Origin of the sequence: Pseudomonas shirazica, from assembly GCF_015168335.1 — a bacterium.
Lineage (GTDB): Bacteria > Pseudomonadota > Gammaproteobacteria > Pseudomonadales > Pseudomonadaceae > Aquipseudomonas > Aquipseudomonas asiatica.
The window spans coordinates 3684013-3700743 of sequence record NZ_CP063456.1; the positions used below are offsets into that span (position 1 = coordinate 3684013).

Below are 16731 nucleotides of genomic sequence, written 5' to 3' on the forward strand. Positions count from 1 at the left end.
GGATAACGACACACATGAAAAAATGAAAATCAGCGGGCGCCCGGCAACTGCAGCCAATGGGCCAGCAGCGATTCAAGCAGCAGGGCGCGGTTGAGGTTGGCCTTGCCCAGCACCTTCTGGCGCTGTTCCAGGATCCATGCCTGCACCTCCAGCACCTTGGCCTGGCGGCTCTTCTGCGCCAGGTACTGCACCACCTTGCGCATATCGGCCAAGCCTAGCCCTTCCTCGTCCTGGGTCAATTGGTAGCGCAGGATCAGGTGCGCCCAATCGCAGAACCAGTCGAACAGCAGCAGCAGCGGTACACCGTTCCAGGCATCGGCCAGCTGGCTGGGCGATTGCTGCTGCTTGAGCAGCTTCTTCACCCCGTCGGTGACCAGCGCACGCTGCTCTCGCACGCCTTGCGCCTGCAAGCTGACCGCCATCAGCGGCGAACCGGCAGCCAGGGTCAGCAACTCGTCGCGCTCGGTCTCATCACTGTCGGGCAGCGCGCCGGCCAGCCAGGCTTGGCTCTGGGCCAGGCTGGGCTGCGGGCAGGCGACCTGCTGGCAACGGCTCTTGATGGTCGGCAACAGACGGCTGGGCTGGTGGGTGACCAGCAGCAACACGGTATCACCGGAGGGTTCTTCGAGGCTCTTGAGCAAGGCGTTGGAGGCGTTGACGTTCATCGCCTCCACTGGCTCGATCAGTACCACCTTGCGCCCACCCAGCTGCGCGGTCTGCACCACGAAGGCCACCAGCTCGCGTACCTGATCTACCTTGATAGGCTTGTCAGCTTCTTCGGGCTCAAGTACGAAGTTGTCCGGGTGGCTGCCGGCCTTGAGCAGCAGACAGGACTTGCACGCGCCACAGGCCTCCAGGCCCTGGGGCTGCTGGCACAGCAGGCGGGCCATCAGGCGCTCGGCCAAGGCCCGCTTGCCGATACCCTGCGGCCCATGCAGCAGGTAGGCGTGAGCGTGCTGGCTGCGGCCGGCCAGTTGCTGCCAGAGGGCCTGCTGCCAGGGATAGGCCTCAGCCACGGCAACGCTCCACGATGCCTGGTAGCAACGCATCAATGGAGCGCTGCACCGCCTCCAGAGGCTGGGCGGCATCAAGCAGGGTATAGCGCTGTGGTTCGCGACCGGCGCGCTGCAGGTAGGCCTGGCGCACTGCTTCGAAGAACGCCTGGCCTTCCTGCTCGAAACGGTCCAGGCGGCCGCGGGCGGCGGCGCGGGCCAGGCCCACTTCGACTGGCAGATCGAAGACCAGAGTCAGATCCGGGCGCAGGTCGCCCTGGACGAATTGCTCCAGGATGGCGATACGCTCGACTGGCAAACCACGCCCGCCGCCCTGGTAGGCGTATGTCGCATCGGTAAACCTGTCACACAAGACTACGGCCCCGCGGGCCAGCGCCGGCCGGATCACCTGCGCCAGGTGCTGGGCACGCGCAGCGAACACCAGCAACAGTTCGGTGTCGGCCGCCATGCTTTCATCGCTGGGCGCCAGCAGCAGCTCACGCACCTTTTCGGCCAGCGGCGTGCCGCCGGGCTCACGGGTCAGCACTACGTCCAGGCCCTGCTCGCACAGGCGCGCAGCCAGGTAGTCGCGGTTGGTGCTCTTGCCCGCGCCTTCGGGGCCTTCCAAAGTAATAAACAAGCCGCTCACAGGCAGTCCTTAATGTTGTTCGTCAGACATCGGCCGTTCGGCCGCTTGCGCGCCGCCGGCTGGGGCGTCCTGCACAGGCGGCTGGTCGGGCGCTGGCTGCACGGTAGACTCGTCGGCAGGGGCTTCGGGTTGTTCGGCCTCGTCGGCACCTGGTTGCGTCTGTTGCTCTGGCTGCGATTGCGGCGCGGGGCTGGAGCGGTAGTCCGCACGGCGCTTGAGCTGGAACTCGCGCACCGCCGAGTTGTGGTCGTCGAGGTCGTCGGAAAACACATGGCTGCCATCGCCACGGGCGACGAAGTACAGGCTGGTGCCATCGGACGGGTTGAGCGCCGCGTGAATCGCTTCGCGACCGACCATGGCGATCGGGGTCGGCGGCAGGCCGGTGATGGTGTAGGTGTTGTAGGGCGTCGGCTCGCGCAGGTCGGCGCGGGTGATCTTGCCGTTGTAGCGCTCACCCATGCCGTAGATCACCGTAGGGTCGGTCTGCAGCATCATGCCCAGGCGCAGGCGCCGCACGAAAACGCCGGCGATCTGCCCGCGCTCCTGAGGAATGCCGGTTTCCTTCTCCACCAGTGAAGCCATGATCAGCGCCTGGTACGGGTCGCGGTATGGCAGGTCGGTGGTGCGCTCGGCCCACTCCTTGGCCAACACTTCGTCCAGGCGCATATAGGCCTGCTGCAGCAACTCGACGTCGGTCATGCCGCGCACGAAGCGATAGGTGTCCGGGAAGAAGCGCCCTTCAGGGAACACCCCGGTATGGCCGAGCTTGTCCATCACTTCCGAATCGGACAGCCCGTCCAGGGTGTGCTTGATCTTTTCATGCTTGGCCACGGCCGCGCGCACCTGGCGGAAGGTCCAGCCTTCGACCAGGGTGAGGTTGTACTGCACCACGTCGGCTCGACGCCAGGCATCGAACAGCTGCTCCACGGTCATGCCGGGGGTCAGGCGATACTCACCGGTGTGCAGAGGGGTGCCGGCCATGTTGAAACGCCAGTACAGGCGCAACCAGACGGCGTCGTCGAGCAACCCTTCGTTCTGCATGCGATAGAACATGCGGTTGGGGGTGGTGCCATTGGGCACGTCCAGCAGGCGCTCCTGCGTCACGTGCAGAGGCTGCTCCAGGACCGAGTTGACCTTCCAGGCCGACCAGCCCACGGCAAGGCCGGCGAGGATCAAGCCCATTTCCAGCAGCAGCAGGAATTTACGTCTCACGAATTCAGGTTTCCAGTAACGTACGGGCAACGGCCTGCAGTTTACGGGTGAGCGGGCCCGGCGACCAGTTTAGCTCGGCAACGCCTCGCACGGGCCAGACACCGTAGACGCTGTTGCAGACAAATACTTCATCTGCCTGCTCCAGAGCGTCGAACGGCAGGTCGCAGACCTGCAATGGGATGCCCTGCAGCGCTGCCTGTTCCAGCAACGCGCCCCGCATCACGCCAGCGACGCCACAGCGGCTTAGGTCAGCCGTGAACAGCACGCCATCGCGCACCAGGAACAGATTGCTGTACACACCTTCGATCACCCTGCCCTGCCCATCACGCATCAGGCCTTCGGCATGTTCGCTGTCCTGCCATTCGGCACGGGCCAGCACCTGCTCCAGGCGGTTGAGGTGTTTGAGGCCGGCCAGCAGCGGTTGTTCCCCAAGCCGGGTCTGGCACGGAAACAGTTGCACGCCCTGCTCGGCATTGTCGACAGGATAGCTGGGCAACGGGCTGCCCTGCAGAATACGCCGCGGCGCGGCACCGGCAACCGGTGCGTAACCGCGCTGGCTGTCACCACGAGTAAGGATGAGTTTGGCTACGCCATCACCGAGCTGGCTGGCATAGCGCAGGAGTTCGTCGCGTACCAGCGCCAGGTCGGTACTGATCGCCAGGCGCTGGCAACCCAGCGCCAGGCGTGCGAGGTGGCCGTCCAGCAAGCTGGGCCGGCCGTCGCGCACGGCGATGGTCTCGAATAGCCCATCGCCGTAGGCCAGGCCGCGGTTCTGCAGGTTGACTGCAGCCGCCGGCTGGCCATCGATCCAGCTTTGCATCAACCGGCGAACCGGCGGAATACCAGCGAACCGTTGGTACCGCCAAAGCCGAACGAGTTGGACAGCACCACATCGATCGGCATGCTGCGCGCCTGGTGCGGCACGAAGTCGAGGTCGCAGCCTTCGTCCGGCTCGTCCAGGTTGATGGTGGGCGGAGCCATCTGGCTGTTGATTGCCAGTACGCTGAAGATCGCTTCTACGGCACCGGCGGCGCCCAGCAGGTGGCCGGTCATCGACTTGGTCGAGCTGACCGCCAGCTTGTAGGCATGCTCACCGAACACGCGCTTGATCGCCGCCACTTCGGCCACGTCGCCAGCAGGGGTCGAGGTGCCATGGGCGTTGATGTAGCTGACCTCTTCCGGCTGGATGCCGGCATCACGCAGGGCGTTGGCCATGCAGCGGGCAGCGCCTTCGCCGGTGTCGGGTGGCGAAGTCATGTGGTAGGCGTCACCGCTCATGCCGAAGCCGACCAGCTCGGCATAGATGGTCGCGCCGCGGGCCTTGGCGTGCTCCAGCTCTTCGAGCACCAGGGCACCGGCACCGTCGGACAGCACGAAGCCGTCACGGCCCTTGTCCCACGGGCGGCTGGCCCGGGTCGGCTCGTCGTTGCGAGTGGACAGTGCACGGGAGGCACCGAAGCCGCCCATGCCCAGGCCGCAGGCAGCCATTTCGGCGCCGCCGGCGATCATCACGTCGGCTTCACCGTAGGCGATGTTGCGCGCGGCCATACCGATGCAGTGGGTACCAGTGGTGCACGCGGTGGCGATGGCGTAGTTCGGCCCTTGCAGCCCCAGGTGGATCGACAGGAAGCCGGAGATCATGTTGATGATCGAGCCTGGCACGAAGAAAGGCGAAATACGACGCGGCCCCGAGTCGTGCAGGGTGCGGCTGGTTTCTTCGATATTGGTCAGGCCGCCGATACCCGAGCCCATGGCCACGCCAATACGCTGGCGGTTGGCGTCGGTGACTTCCAGACCGGCATTACGCACTGCCTGGAACCCGGCCGCCAAGCCGTACTGGATGAACAGGTCGAGCTTGCGGGCCTCTTTGGCCGACAGGTATTGCTCGACCTCGAAGCCTTTCACCGAGCCGCCAAAACGGGTGGAGTAGGCAGACAGATCCGTGTGTTCGATCGGACCGATGCCACTGCGGCCAGCCAGAATGCCCTGCCAGGTGCTCGGTACATCAGTACCCAGTGGCGACAGCATACCCATACCGGTGACCACGACGCGTCTACGCGACACAGTACTCTCCTTTTCTAATGACAGAGTTTCTTGCCATTGCATTCAAGCGATGGAATGAAATGGCAACAAGCTCTTGATACCCGGTGAACGAGACCGACTTGCAAAACGCAGGGTGCTCGCAAAGAAAAAACCGCACGCCGGCAAAGGCAGTGCGGTTTTTCCCGACAAGAAGCGTCGACTACAGCGTCTTAGGCCTGGTGGGCTTTGACGTAGTCTACGGCAGCTTGAACGGTAGTGATCTTCTCGGCTTCTTCGTCAGGGATTTCGGTCTCGAATTCCTCTTCCAGAGCCATCACCAGCTCAACGGTGTCAAGCGAATCGGCACCCAGGTCATCGACGAAGGACTTCTCGAGAGTCACTTCCTCTTCCTTGACGCCCAGTTGCTCGGCGACGATTTTCTTGACGCGTTCTTCGATGGTGCTCATACCTAGTTTTCACTCCTAATGGACATATGTCAGGCAGCTGGCCGGTGGCTAATTTTATAGAAAGACGTTCGCTTTTCAAGCTAAACACGCCTTCACACCAACCCCCACACCCGCTGCCTGGAATCTGGTTGCAGCTTTATAACGGATTTTAGGCTCGCAGTATGACTCTTTTTTTACGAAATCCGTCACATTGAGTTGCAGTGTTACATGTACATCCCGCCGTTGACCGGCACGGTAGCGCCGGTTACGTAGGCTGCGCCGTCAGATGCCAGGAACGAAACAACCTTGGCAATTTCGTCGGCCTGGCCCAGGCGGCCCAGCGGGATCTGGGTCTGCAGCGCTTCACGCTGCGCTTCTGGCAGCTCGCGGGTCATGTCGGTGTCGATGAAGCCCGGGGTCACCGAGTTGACGGTGATGCCACGCGAGCCCACTTCACGCGCCAGGGCGCGGCTGAAGCCTTCCAGGCCGGCCTTGGCGGCCGCGTAGTTGGCCTGGCCGGCGTTACCCATGGCACCGACGACCGAGCCGATGCTGATGATACGGCCCCAACGTGCCTTGGTCATGCCACGCAGCACGCCCTTGGACAGACGGTAGAGGCTGTTCAGGTTGGTATCGATCACGTCGAACCACTCGTCGTCCTTCATGCGCAGCATGAGGTTGTCACGGGTGATACCGGCGTTGTTGACGAGGATGGCCGGTGCGCCGAATTGCTCGCCGATGGCGGCCAGCACAGCTTCAACCGATTCGGCGCTTGTCACGTTCAGTTCCATGCCGGTACCGGTGATGCCGTGTTCTTTCAGCGTGGCAGCAATGCGCTCGGCGCCGGAGGCCGAGGTGGCGGTGCCGATCACGGTCGCGCCCTGGCGGCCCAGCTCGAGGGCGATGGCCTGGCCAATGCCACGGCTGGCGCCGGTGACCAGTGCAACTTTACCTTGCAGGCTCATGCAAGCTTCTCCAAATCAGGCCAGTGCCGCGCGGGTGGCGGCGACGGCGTCAGGGGTATTGAGGTTGTAGGTGGTCACGCCATCGGCGCAACGCTTGTTCAGGCCGGCCAGGACCTTGCCCGGGCCGCACTCGACCAGGTTGACCGCACCGTTAGCGGCCAGGGTCTGCACGCATTCGACCCAGCGCACTGGCTGGTACAGCTGCGCCAGCAGGTCGTGCTTGAGGGCATTAAGGTCAGCGGCAACGGCAGCGGTGACGTTCTGCACCACGGGAATTTGCGGGGCGTGCCACTCGATGGCGTTGACCGACTCGGCAAAGCGCTCGGCAGCCGGCTTCATCAGCGCGCAGTGCGACGGCACGCTGACCGCCAGCGGCAGGGCGCGCTTGGCACCCTTGGCCTTGCACAGCTCGATGGCGCGATCGACGGCGGCCTTGTTGCCAGCGATAACCACCTGGCCTGGCGAGTTGAAGTTGACCGCGCTGACCACCTGGTCTTCGGCCGCTTCGGCGCAGACTTCCACGACCACGGCGTCGTCCAGGCCAAGAATGGCGGCCATGGCGCCATGACCGGCCGGCACGGCTTCCTGCATCAGCTGGCCCCGGCGCTCGACCAGGCGCACGGCATCTTTCAGGCTCAGGCTGCCGGCGGCAACCAGGGCGCTGTATTCACCCAGGCTGTGACCGGAGACGAAGGCCGGCCTGGCACCGCCCTCTTCCAGCCACAGGCGCCACAGTGCGATGGACGCGGTGAGGATGGCCGGCTGGGTCTTGTCGGTCTGGTTGAGTTGCTCTTCCGGGCCTTCCTGGACCAGCTTCCACAGGTCGTAACCGAGTGCCTCGGACGCTTCCTTGAAGGTTTCGATGATCACTGGCTTCTCGGCGCCGAGCTCGGCGAGCATGCCCAGCGACTGGGAACCTTGACCGGGAAAGACGAATGCGAGAGATGCAGACATTGAACAAGCCCTTATGATCTTGTCGTCGGATAGGGTGCGCCGGACATTAGCCAGACGCGGAATCTGAAAACTTGGATGGAGACGCGGACCAAGCGGTCACATTTAAGCACTTCAGCGGCGATATGCCTAAGGTCTTTATTCCTTCAGCACCGGCCTCTTCGCGGGTAAACCCGCTCCCACAGGGTTACCACAGACCTAAAGGTTATGGGGCACCTGTGGGAGCGGGTTTACCCGCGAAGAGGCCGGCACAGGCTACAACAGCAAATCTTCCAGCCGCCCATGCAAGCGCTGCGGCAGGTTTTCCTGAATCTCGATCAACGCCCGCTGGATGGCACTCTGGAAGCCCTGCACCCCCGCCGAGCCATGGCTCTTGATGACGATGCCCTGCAACCCCAGGAAACTCGCACCATTGTGCCGCGCCGGTGCCAGGTCGGCCTGCAGGCGTTTGAGCAGCGGCATGGCCACGGCCCCGGCTGCCCGCGACAATACGCCACCCTTAAACAACTGCTCTATGCGCGCACCGATCATCGTCGCCAGCCCCTCGCTCGACTTGAGCAGGATGTTGCCGACGAACCCGTCGCACACCACCACATCGGCTTCGCCGCGATACAACCCGTCACCCTCGACGAAGCCTATGTAGTTGAGCCCGCGGGCGTTCTGCAACAGGCTGGCCGCCAGCTTGACCTGCTGGTTGCCCTTGATGTCCTCGGTACCGATGTTAAGCAGCGCCACGCGCGGCCGCTGCACACCCAGCGCCTGGGCGGCCACCGAGCCCATCACGGCGAACTGGTAGAGGTTCTCGGCGCTGCAGTCGACGTTGGCGCCAAGGTCGAGCAACTGGCAGTAACCGGTCTGGGTCGGGATCGCCGCCACCATGGCCGGCCGATCGATACCTGGCAGTGTCTTGAGCACGAAACGCGAGAGCGCCATCAGCGCCCCGGTATTGCCGGCGCTGACGCAGGCCTGAGCCTTGCCGTCGCGCACCAGTTCGAGGGCGATGCGCATCGACGAGTCCGGCTTGCCGCGCAGCGCCTGGGATGGCCGCTCGTCCATGCCGACCACCTCGCTGGCGGCCACGATTTGCAGGCGCGCGCGATCCGCAGCCGCAAGGCCGCTGACAAGATCTTCGAGGAGGGAGGGTTGACCGACGAGGGTCAGGTGCAGCGAGGGGGTAGCCGAAAGGCAGGCAATGCTAGCCTGGACAATGCTGCGGGGACCGAAGTCCCCGCCCATTGCGTCGATCGCGATGATCTGAGCGGACAAGGATTACTCGTCAGCGCCCTTGTCGACCACTTTGCGACCACGGTATACGCCTTCTGGCGAAACGTGGTGACGCAGGTGTACTTCACCGGTGGTTTTCTCTACCGACAGCGCGTTTTCCGACAGGGCGTCGTGCGAACGGCGCATGTCACGGGCAGAGCGGGATTTTTTGTTCTGCTGAACAGCCATAATTGATTAACTCCTAAACGTTTGGGTCACGCTTTAACTGCGCCAAAACACTGAACGGGTTGGACCGCGATACCTCGTCCTTGCTCGATTCGGGCTCGTCTGCGCCCGCCGGCTGCTGGCATTCTTCCGGATGATGAGCAGGCACGATTGGCAAGGCGAGCAGAAGCTCCTCCTCGATCAATGCCTGCAGATCCAAAGGATCTTCGCCCAGTTCCAGCACGTCATAGCCTTTCGGCAACGACTGGGTATTCGCACCCTCCTTCACCACGGCGTATGTACATTCGCTGTGGATCGGCAGGGTGACCAGCTCAAGACAACGCTGGCAAACCATCTTGACCTCGACGTCCAGCTCGCTGTGGATAACCACCACGTGCTGTTCATCTCGTTCAAAATCGAACTTCGCCTGCACCGTACCGACATTGTCGGAAAGCGGGTCGCAGAGTCTTTCCAAATCAGCGAGCTGCAGCGAACCGTTAAGGGTTACGCCACGATCGGCTAATTTGCGCGGGTCAACGTGAGGTGGAATCGGGTCATTCAACATAGGCGCAGCATTCTAGGGATGCCCCCCGCCCCTGTCAAAGGAAATTCGGCGGCATCGTGCGTGATAGAATTTGTTCAACCGATTCAGGAGTCTACCATGCTTCCTCTGTTACTGGCTTCCAGCTCTGCCTACCGCCGCGAACTGCTTGCACGCCTGCGCCTGCCCTTCACCTGGGCAAGCCCCGATATAGACGAGCGACGCCTGGATGACGAACCGGCGGTGGAGCTGGTGCAGCGGCTGGCCAGGCAAAAAGCCGAGGCCCTGGCAGGCAGCCACCCCGGGCAGCTGATCATTGGTTCGGACCAGGTTGCGGTGCTGGGCGAGCAGGTACTGGGCAAGCCGCACACCTTCGAGCGGGCTTGCGAGCAACTGCTGGAGTGCAGCGGGCAGCAGGTGAGCTTCCTGACCGGGCTGGCGCTGCTGAACAGCGCCACCGGGCACTGCCAGGTGGACTGCGTGCCGTTTACCGTGACCCTGCGCGAACTGGACCGGGAGCGAGTGGAGCGCTATGTGGCGGCGGAACAGCCGCTGGACTGCGCCGGCAGCTTCAAGGCCGAGGGCCTGGGAGTGAGCCTGTTCCAGAGCACGCACGGGTGCGATGCGACCAGCCTGATCGGACTGCCGTTGATTAGACTGGTGGATATGTTGACCAAGGAAGGGGTGGTGATTCCCTGAGGTTTTGGGGCCGCGCCGCACCCCTTCGCGGGCACGCCCGTGAAAGGGCGCAAAGCGCCCCCGACAATCCCGGATCAGCGCAACTGCGGCCCCTGGAAGCCCATCCACATCGCCAAGCGTTCAGCCACGCTGGCGCCAACGCGCTTGGAGAAGCGATCGAGCGCCGATTCCTGCACGGTGAAGTCCACCAACTCCTTTTCACCCACGATCTCGCGCGCCACATAGCTGGCACTGCCCAACCCATCCACCAGGCCCAGCTCCTTGGCCTGCTCGCCCGACCAGACCAGGCCACTGAAGAGCTCCGGATGCTCCTTGTCCTTCAGGCGCTCACCCCGCCCCTGCTTGACCATGGCAATGAACTGCTGGTGCGTGGTATTCAGTACGCCCTGCCAGAACTCGGTCTCTTCCGGCTTCTGCGGCGAGAACGGATCGAGGAAGGCCTTGTGCTCGCCTGCAGTGTAGGTACGCCGCTCCACACCCAGCTTCTCCATGGTGCCGACAAAGCCGTAACCGGCCGCCGTCACACCAATCGAGCCCACCAGGCTGGCCTTGTCGGCATAGATCTCGTCCGCCGCACTGGCGATGTAGTAGGCACCGGAAGCGCCAAGGTCGGCGATGACCGCATACAGCTTGATGGCCGGATATTCAGCCCGCAGACGGCGAATTTCGTCATACACGTAACCCGACTGCACCGGGCTGCCTCCCGGGCTGTTGATGCGCATCACCACAGCCTTGGTCTTGCTGTCCTTGAACGCCTCGCGCAGGCTCTTGACGATATTGTCGGCGCTGGCTGGCTCCTGGTCGGCAATCACCCCGCGCACCTCGACCAGCGCGGTATGGCTGGCACTGCGCGACGCTGCCTTGTCCATGTCCATCAACGGCGTGAACAGGATCAGGATGCCGAACAGGTAGACGAAGGTCAGCAACTTGAAGAAGATCCCCCAGCGTCGCGCCCGGCGCTGCTCCTGAACGCCCGCCAGCAGGGTCTTTTCCAGCAGCTTCCAGCTCTTGCGCTCTTCGCGCCCCTCGTCGGGTTCGGCCTCAGGGGCTTTCCATTCGTCTGCCATGCTTACCTACCTTGGAAATGGAATTGCGGAACCACCCAGCCACTCACGCAACTGGGAAAAATGATCGATGCACACCTGCGGACCAAACTCGGCCAGTGCCTGCAGCGACATGGCACCATAGCCCACGGCCACCGAATGCATGCCGGCATTGCTGGCCATCTGCAGATCGAATGCCGAATCGCCAACCATCAGCGCACGCCCTGCTTCGACACCGCAATGCCGGAGAATTTCCTCGAGCATCAGCGGGTGCGGCTTGCCGCGGGTCTCGTCGGCGGCGCGAGTGATGTCGAAGAACTGCTCCCAGCCATTGGCCTTGAGTACCCGATCCAGCCCGCGACGCGCCTTGCCGGTGGCCACCGCCAGGCGGTAACCCTCGGCACGGAAGGCATCCAGCGACTCGACCACACCCTCGAACAGCGGCGAGGGCTGCTGGTCCAGGGCCATGTAGATATCGGCATAGTGCTGACGAAAGCTTTCGACCTGAGCAGGCGCCAGGTGCGGGTACAGGGTGTGGATCGCCTCGCCCAGGGCCAGGCCGATGATGCCCTTGACCGCGTCCTCGCTGCTTTGCGCCTCACCGGCACGCTCGGCGGCGGCGTTCATGGCCTCGACGATACGCCCGATCGAGTCGGCCAGGGTGCCATCCCAGTCGAAGATCAGTAGCTCATAGCCTTTTTTCATAGGTCAGGACGCACTCAGACGTTCAACGGTTTTCGCCCAGACTTCATCCACCGGCGCCTCGAGCTTCAGCTCGCCACCGTCCGGCAGCGGCACGGTCAGCGCATAGGCATGCAGGAACAGGCGCTTGCCGCCCAAGTCGCGAATTTCACGACTGAAGTCTTCGTCACCGTACTTGCTGTCGCCAGCGATCATATGCCCGGCATGCAGGGTGTGCACACGGATCTGGTGGGTACGGCCAGTGATCGGGCGCGCCTCGACAATGGTGGCGAACTCGCCGAAGCGGCGCAGCACGCGGAACAGGGTCAGCGCCTCCTTGCCCTCGTCGTTCACCTCGACCATGCGCTCGCCGGAGCGCAGGTTGCTCTTGAGCAACGGCGCGCTGACCTGCTTCTTCGAGGTCGGCCAGTGGCCGCGCACCAGCGCCATGTAGCGCTTGTCGACACCGTCGCCACGCAATGCGGCGTGCAGGTGCCGCAGCATGCTGCGCTTCTTGGCGATCATCAACAGTCCGGAGGTGTCGCGGTCCAGGCGGTGCACCAGCTCCAGCTCCTTGGCGTCCGGGCGCAACTGGCGCAGCGCCTCGATCACGCCGAAGCTCAGGCCGCTACCGCCATGCACGGCGATGCCGGCCGGCTTGTTCATCACGATCAGCGCCTTGTCTTCGTAGACAATGGCCGCTTCCAGGCGCTGCAACAGGCCCTGGGCCACCGGCGCGGGCTCGTCACGTTCCGGCAGGCGGACGGGCGGTACCCGCACGATGTCCCCGGCCTGGATCTTGTACTCCGGCTTGACGCGCCCCTTGTTGACCCGTACCTCACCCTTGCGCAGGATGCGGTACACCAAGGTCTTGGGCACGCCCTTGAGGGCCGTGATGAGGAAATTGTCGATGCGTTGGCCGGCAAGCTCCGGCGCGACTTCGATCAGCTGAACGCCGGAAGTCGGAGGGGTATTGGTCGTCATGGCGGGATCATAACAATTTTTTATGGAATTGAAGCACTTAATCATTGCTGCTATAGTCGCGAACGCCGCCAAAAGCGGCAGGCCAGCGGCACCAGGCTCCGAGCCGGTCCCTGACCAACGCAATTCTCCAGGACGCGAGGCCGTCCTACGGGGTTTTCGCCAGTTTACCGAATTGCCTGGAATCGCCACCAGCGCTGTGTAGAGAAGACCGAAAAAAAACGACAAGTGCGGTGTTTCACCTGCTTACCCGATTCTTTTCGCTGCACCTCTGCCCGCCCCGTCGCTTCCACGCAACGCCCGGCGAATGCTTCGGAAATACCTGCCTTGGACATGAATGGCGCCAGCGCAGTACCTGCGCTGGCGAAAAATGCAACCCGTTGCGGATTCAGCGCGCGGCAGCACCCGAATTATCAGGGATACGTGCAGGGTGGAGATGCACAGCCCTCGGACCGTGTAGCACCGCGTCCGGCCACCAGCCCACTGAGCGGCTGGCGAGCGGATAAGGTCCTGAACAGATGCCCCCGGGCGTCCACGGCTGACGGTTGATTCCTCCTCCTGACTGAGTGCACAAGGCCCGCTTGGTTGATTCGGATTCCAATTCGAAGCCACCGGGGCCTTGTTGGCACCGCAGCAAACAGGACGCGTCGTCGCGACAACGGCAGGCTGGGCAACCGGCTGGTGCCGAACGTCGCTCGACACGGGGGTGGCCCGGCCACCCTTTGCGCACCTTGGCACCGACCATGAGACGTCGTGTGTGCCGAACGCCGTTTCCGGCAGCCCGGAAACCGACGGTACAACATGAAAAGAATGCTGATTAACGCGACTCAACCCGAAGAGTTGCGTGTAGCCCTGGTGGACGGCCAACGTCTCTACGACCTGGACATCGAGTCCGGCGCGCGCGAGCAGAAAAAGGCCAACATCTACAAAGGCAAGATCACCCGCATCGAACCCAGCCTCGAAGCCGCCTTCGTCGACTTCGGCTCCGAACGTCACGGCTTCCTGCCGCTGAAAGAAATCTCCCGCGAATACTTCAAGAAAGCCCCCGAAGGGCGGGTCAACATCAAGGAAGTGCTGAGCGAAGGCCAGGAAGTCATCGTCCAGGTCGAGAAGGAAGAGCGTGGCAACAAAGGCGCCGCCCTCACCACCTTCATCAGCCTGGCCGGCCGCTACCTGGTGCTGATGCCGAACAACCCGCGTGCCGGTGGCATTTCCCGCCGCATCGAAGGCGAAGAGCGCAACGAACTGCGTGAAGCCCTGAACGGCCTGACCGTGCCGGGCGACATGGGCCTGATCGTGCGCACTGCCGGCCTTGGCCGCAGCAGCGAAGAAATGCAGTGGGACCTCGACTACCTGCTGCAACTGTGGACCGCCATCAAGGAAGCGTCCCAGGACCGCGCCGCGCCATTCCTGATCTACCAGGAAAGCAACGTCATCATCCGCGCCATCCGCGACTACCTGCGCCAGGACATCGGCGAAGTGCTGATCGACAGCATCGATGCCCAGGAAGAAGCCCTGACCTTCATCCGCCAGGTCATGCCGCAGTACGCCAGCAAGGTCAAGCTGTACGAAGACAGCGTGCCGCTGTTCAACCGCTTCCAGATCGAAAGCCAGATCGAGACCGCCTTCCAGCGCGTGGTCGACCTGCCGTCCGGCGGTTCGATCGTGATCGACCCGACCGAAGCCCTGGTGTCGATCGACATCAACTCGGCGCGCGCCACCAAAGGCAGCGACATCGAAGAAACCGCCCTGCAGACCAACCTGGAAGCGGCCGAGGAAATCGCCCGCCAGCTGCGCCTGCGTGACATCGGTGGCCTGATCGTCATCGACTTCATCGACATGACCCCGGCGAAAAACCAGCGCGCCGTCGAAGAACGTGTTCGCGAGTGCCTGGAAGCCGACCGCGCCCGCGTCCAGGTCGGCCGCATCTCGCGCTTCGGCCTGCTGGAAATGTCCCGTCAGCGCCTGCGCCCTTCGCTGGGCGAAAGCAGCGGCATCGTCTGCCCACGCTGCTCCGGCACCGGCATCATCCGTGACGTCGAATCGCTGTCGCTGGCCATCCTGCGCCTGATCGAAGAAGAAGCCCTGAAGGACCGCACCGCCGAAGTTCGCGCCCAGGTGCCGATCCCGGTGGCTGCCTTCCTGCTCAACGAGAAGCGCAACTCGATCACCAAGATCGAACTGCGCACCCGTGCGCGCATCATCATCCTGCCGAACGATCACCTGGAAACCCCTCACTTCGAAGTCCAGCGCCTGCGCGACGACAATCCGGAAGTGCTGAGCAACCAGTCCAGCTACGAGATCGCCGCCGCCGAAGCCGAAGAAGCGCCGCAGCCGACCGCCACCCGCACCCTGGTTCGCCAGGAAGCCGCAGTCAAGACCGCCCCGGCCCGCGCCAACGCGCCGGTACCGGCCACTGTCGAAGAACCGCAGCCTGCCGCAACGGTCGCCCCTGCCCAGGTCGCTCCGGAGCCAAGCCTGTTCAAGGGCCTGGTGAAGTCGCTGGTAAGCCTGTTCGCCGGCAAGGAAGAGCCTGCCGCAGCGCCGGTTGTCACTGCCGCCGAGAAGCCGGCCGCCGAGCGCAGCCCACGCAACGAAGAACGCCGCAACGGCCGTCAGCAGAGCCGCAACCGCAACGGCCGTCGCGACGAAGAGCGCAAGCCGCGTGAAGAGCGTGCCGAGCGCGCACCTCGTGAAGAACGTGCCCCGCGCGAAGAGCGTGCACCACGTGAAGAACGCGCCCCACGCGAAGAGCGTGCACCGCGTGAAGAGCGTGCACCGCGTGAAGAACGTGCCCCACGCCAGCCACGCGAAGACCGCCGTGGCAATCGTGGCGAAGAGCGTGTGCGCGAACTGCGTGAGCCACTGGACGCCACCCCTGCCGAGCGTGAAGAACGTCAGCCGCGCGAGGAACGTGTAGCCCGTGAAGAACGTGCCCCACGTGAAGAGCGTGCACCTCGCGAGGAACGCGCACCTCGTGAAGAACGTGCTCCACGTGAAGAACGCGCACCTCGCGAAGAACGTGCTCCTCGTGAAGAGCGTGCACCTCGTGAAGAACGTGCTCCTCGTGAAGAACGTGCTCCTCGTGAAGAGCGTGCACCTCGTGAAGAACGTGCTACACGCGAAGAACGTGCCCCTCGCCCACCACGCGAAGAGCGTCAGCCACGCGTAGCCGAAGAAGCCGCCGAGCAGGCTGCCGAGCTGGCCGAAGAGCAACTGCCGAACGAAGAACTGCTGCAGGACGAACAGGAAGGCACCGATGGCGAGCGCCCGCGCCGCCGTTCCCGTGGCCAGCGTCGTCGCAGCAACCGTCGTGAGCGTCAGCGCAACGCCAACGGCGAGCTGATCGATGGCAGCGAGGAAGAAGGCAGCGAAGAGCAGCCACAACAGCACCAGGCCACCGAGCTGGGTGCCGAACTGGCCGCCGGCCTGGCCGTGACTGCCGCTGTCGCCAGCAGCAACATCAGTGCCGACGCCGAAGCCCAGGCCAACCAGCAGGCCGAGCTTGCCACCGCCGAAGTCGCCCAGCCGGTCGAGCAGGCTGAGAAGTTCGAGCAGGTAGAAGCTGCTGCCGAGGCTGAACAAGTGGCTGTGGCTCCTGTGGTCGAGCAGCCGGTCAGCGAGCCTGTGGCCGTGGTCGAGGCAACTGCCGAGCCAGTGGTCGAAGTCACTCCGCAGCCAGTGGTCGACGAAGCACCTGCTGCCGAACCGGTAGTGGTTGCCGAAGCACCGGTCGAAGCGCCTGCCGTCGAAGCCGGTGAAATCGAGCAGGCCCCGACCGTGGTCGAAGCCGCTCCGGTCGCCGAGCAACCTGCCCCGGTTGTCGAAGCCCAGCCAGAAGTGGTGGCCGAGCCTGCACCAGTGGCCGTCGAGCCTGCACCGGTCGAAGCCCCTGCGGTGGTGGAACCTGCCACTGTCATGCTGGCCAACGGCCGTGCGCCGAACGACCCGCGTGAAGTGCGTCGCCGCAAGCGTGAGGCCGAGGCTGCAGCCAAGGCCGCGCAGGAAGCTGCTGCTGCCGAGGAGCCAGCCCTGGAAGCCAGCGATGAGCAAAAGCCTCATCACGGTTGATAGCCAAGGCTGAATGAAAAAGCCCCGCCAGTGCGAACTGGCGGGGCTTT

Annotated in this window: 16 protein-coding genes; 2 read left to right on the forward strand and 14 right to left on the reverse strand. The window is 63.8% G+C overall.

From position 1 onward, the window contains the following. Positions 1-29: 29 nt before the first annotated feature. The 11 genes from IMX18_RS16970 to IMX18_RS17020 all read right to left on the reverse strand — a co-directional run bounded on the left by IMX18_RS16970 (position 30) and on the right by IMX18_RS17020 (position 9230). Positions 30-1016, reverse strand: coding sequence for a DNA polymerase III subunit delta' (locus tag IMX18_RS16970; RefSeq protein WP_015269415.1), 987 nt, complete (start codon positions 1014-1016; stop codon positions 30-32). Next, the gene (gene tmk, locus IMX18_RS16975; RefSeq protein ID WP_023661450.1) at positions 1009-1641 is read right to left on the reverse strand and encodes a dTMP kinase; all 633 of its coding nucleotides are present in this window, start codon (positions 1639-1641) and stop codon (positions 1009-1011) included. The genes IMX18_RS16970 and tmk overlap by 8 nt, the downstream gene beginning before the upstream one ends. 9 nt (positions 1642-1650) lie before the next feature. Beyond that, complete coding sequence (gene mltG, locus IMX18_RS16980) at positions 1651-2853, reverse strand: endolytic transglycosylase MltG (protein ID WP_015269413.1); 1203 nt, start codon at positions 2851-2853, stop codon at positions 1651-1653. A gap of 4 nt (positions 2854-2857) precedes the next feature. Further along, positions 2858-3673, reverse strand: coding sequence for an aminodeoxychorismate lyase (gene pabC, locus IMX18_RS16985; RefSeq protein ID WP_096009998.1), 816 nt, complete (start codon positions 3671-3673; stop codon positions 2858-2860). After that, a complete protein-coding gene (fabF, locus tag IMX18_RS16990; RefSeq protein ID WP_015269411.1) occupies positions 3673-4917 on the reverse strand; it encodes a beta-ketoacyl-ACP synthase II in 1245 nt (414 codons plus the stop codon). Before fabF ends, pabC begins: the two co-directional genes overlap by 1 nt. A gap of 188 nt (positions 4918-5105) precedes the next feature. Beyond that, complete coding sequence (gene acpP / locus IMX18_RS16995; protein WP_013971576.1) at positions 5106-5342, reverse strand: acyl carrier protein; 237 nt, start codon at positions 5340-5342, stop codon at positions 5106-5108. Between the two features lie 203 nt (positions 5343-5545). Then, positions 5546-6286, reverse strand: a complete 741-nt coding sequence (fabG, locus tag IMX18_RS17000) for a 3-oxoacyl-ACP reductase FabG (RefSeq protein ID WP_003247160.1) — start codon at positions 6284-6286, stop codon at positions 5546-5548. 15 nt (positions 6287-6301) lie between these two features. After that, positions 6302-7240, reverse strand: coding sequence for an ACP S-malonyltransferase (gene fabD / locus IMX18_RS17005; RefSeq protein WP_080604850.1), 939 nt, complete (start codon positions 7238-7240; stop codon positions 6302-6304). A 252-nt stretch (positions 7241-7492) separates the two neighbouring features. After that, positions 7493-8503: a phosphate acyltransferase PlsX gene (gene plsX / locus IMX18_RS17010; RefSeq protein ID WP_075044133.1), complete on the reverse strand. Its 1011-nt coding sequence runs from the start codon at positions 8501-8503 to the stop codon at positions 7493-7495. Between the two features lie 3 nt (positions 8504-8506). Next, positions 8507-8689: a 50S ribosomal protein L32 gene (gene rpmF / locus IMX18_RS17015; RefSeq protein ID WP_003247154.1), complete on the reverse strand. Its 183-nt coding sequence runs from the start codon at positions 8687-8689 to the stop codon at positions 8507-8509. 13 nt (positions 8690-8702) lie between these two features. Next, positions 8703-9230, reverse strand: coding sequence for a YceD family protein (locus tag IMX18_RS17020; protein ID WP_012313431.1), 528 nt, complete (start codon positions 9228-9230; stop codon positions 8703-8705). A 96-nt stretch (positions 9231-9326) separates the two neighbouring features. On the opposite strand from IMX18_RS17020, the gene IMX18_RS17025 reads away from it, so the two are divergent. Beyond that, positions 9327-9905: a Maf family protein gene (locus IMX18_RS17025; protein ID WP_015269408.1), complete on the forward strand. Its 579-nt coding sequence runs from the start codon at positions 9327-9329 to the stop codon at positions 9903-9905. Between the two features lie 74 nt (positions 9906-9979). Here IMX18_RS17025 and sppA read toward each other — a convergent pair whose 3' ends face one another. Genes sppA through rluC form a run of 3 tightly spaced genes read right to left on the reverse strand, consistent with a single transcriptional unit; the run spans position 9980 to position 12613 of the window. Then, complete coding sequence (sppA, locus tag IMX18_RS17030) at positions 9980-10972, reverse strand: signal peptide peptidase SppA (RefSeq protein ID WP_054572818.1); 993 nt, start codon at positions 10970-10972, stop codon at positions 9980-9982. A gap of 6 nt (positions 10973-10978) precedes the next feature. Next, positions 10979-11653: an HAD family hydrolase gene (locus IMX18_RS17035; protein WP_015269406.1), complete on the reverse strand. Its 675-nt coding sequence runs from the start codon at positions 11651-11653 to the stop codon at positions 10979-10981. Between the two features lie 3 nt (positions 11654-11656). Next, complete coding sequence (gene rluC / locus IMX18_RS17040; RefSeq protein WP_013971570.1) at positions 11657-12613, reverse strand: 23S rRNA pseudouridine(955/2504/2580) synthase RluC; 957 nt, start codon at positions 12611-12613, stop codon at positions 11657-11659. A 798-nt stretch (positions 12614-13411) separates the two neighbouring features. Here rluC and rne point away from each other — a divergent pair. After that, positions 13412-16681, forward strand: coding sequence for a ribonuclease E (gene rne, locus IMX18_RS17045; protein ID WP_217190299.1), 3270 nt, complete (start codon positions 13412-13414; stop codon positions 16679-16681). Positions 16682-16731 lie beyond the last annotated feature (50 nt).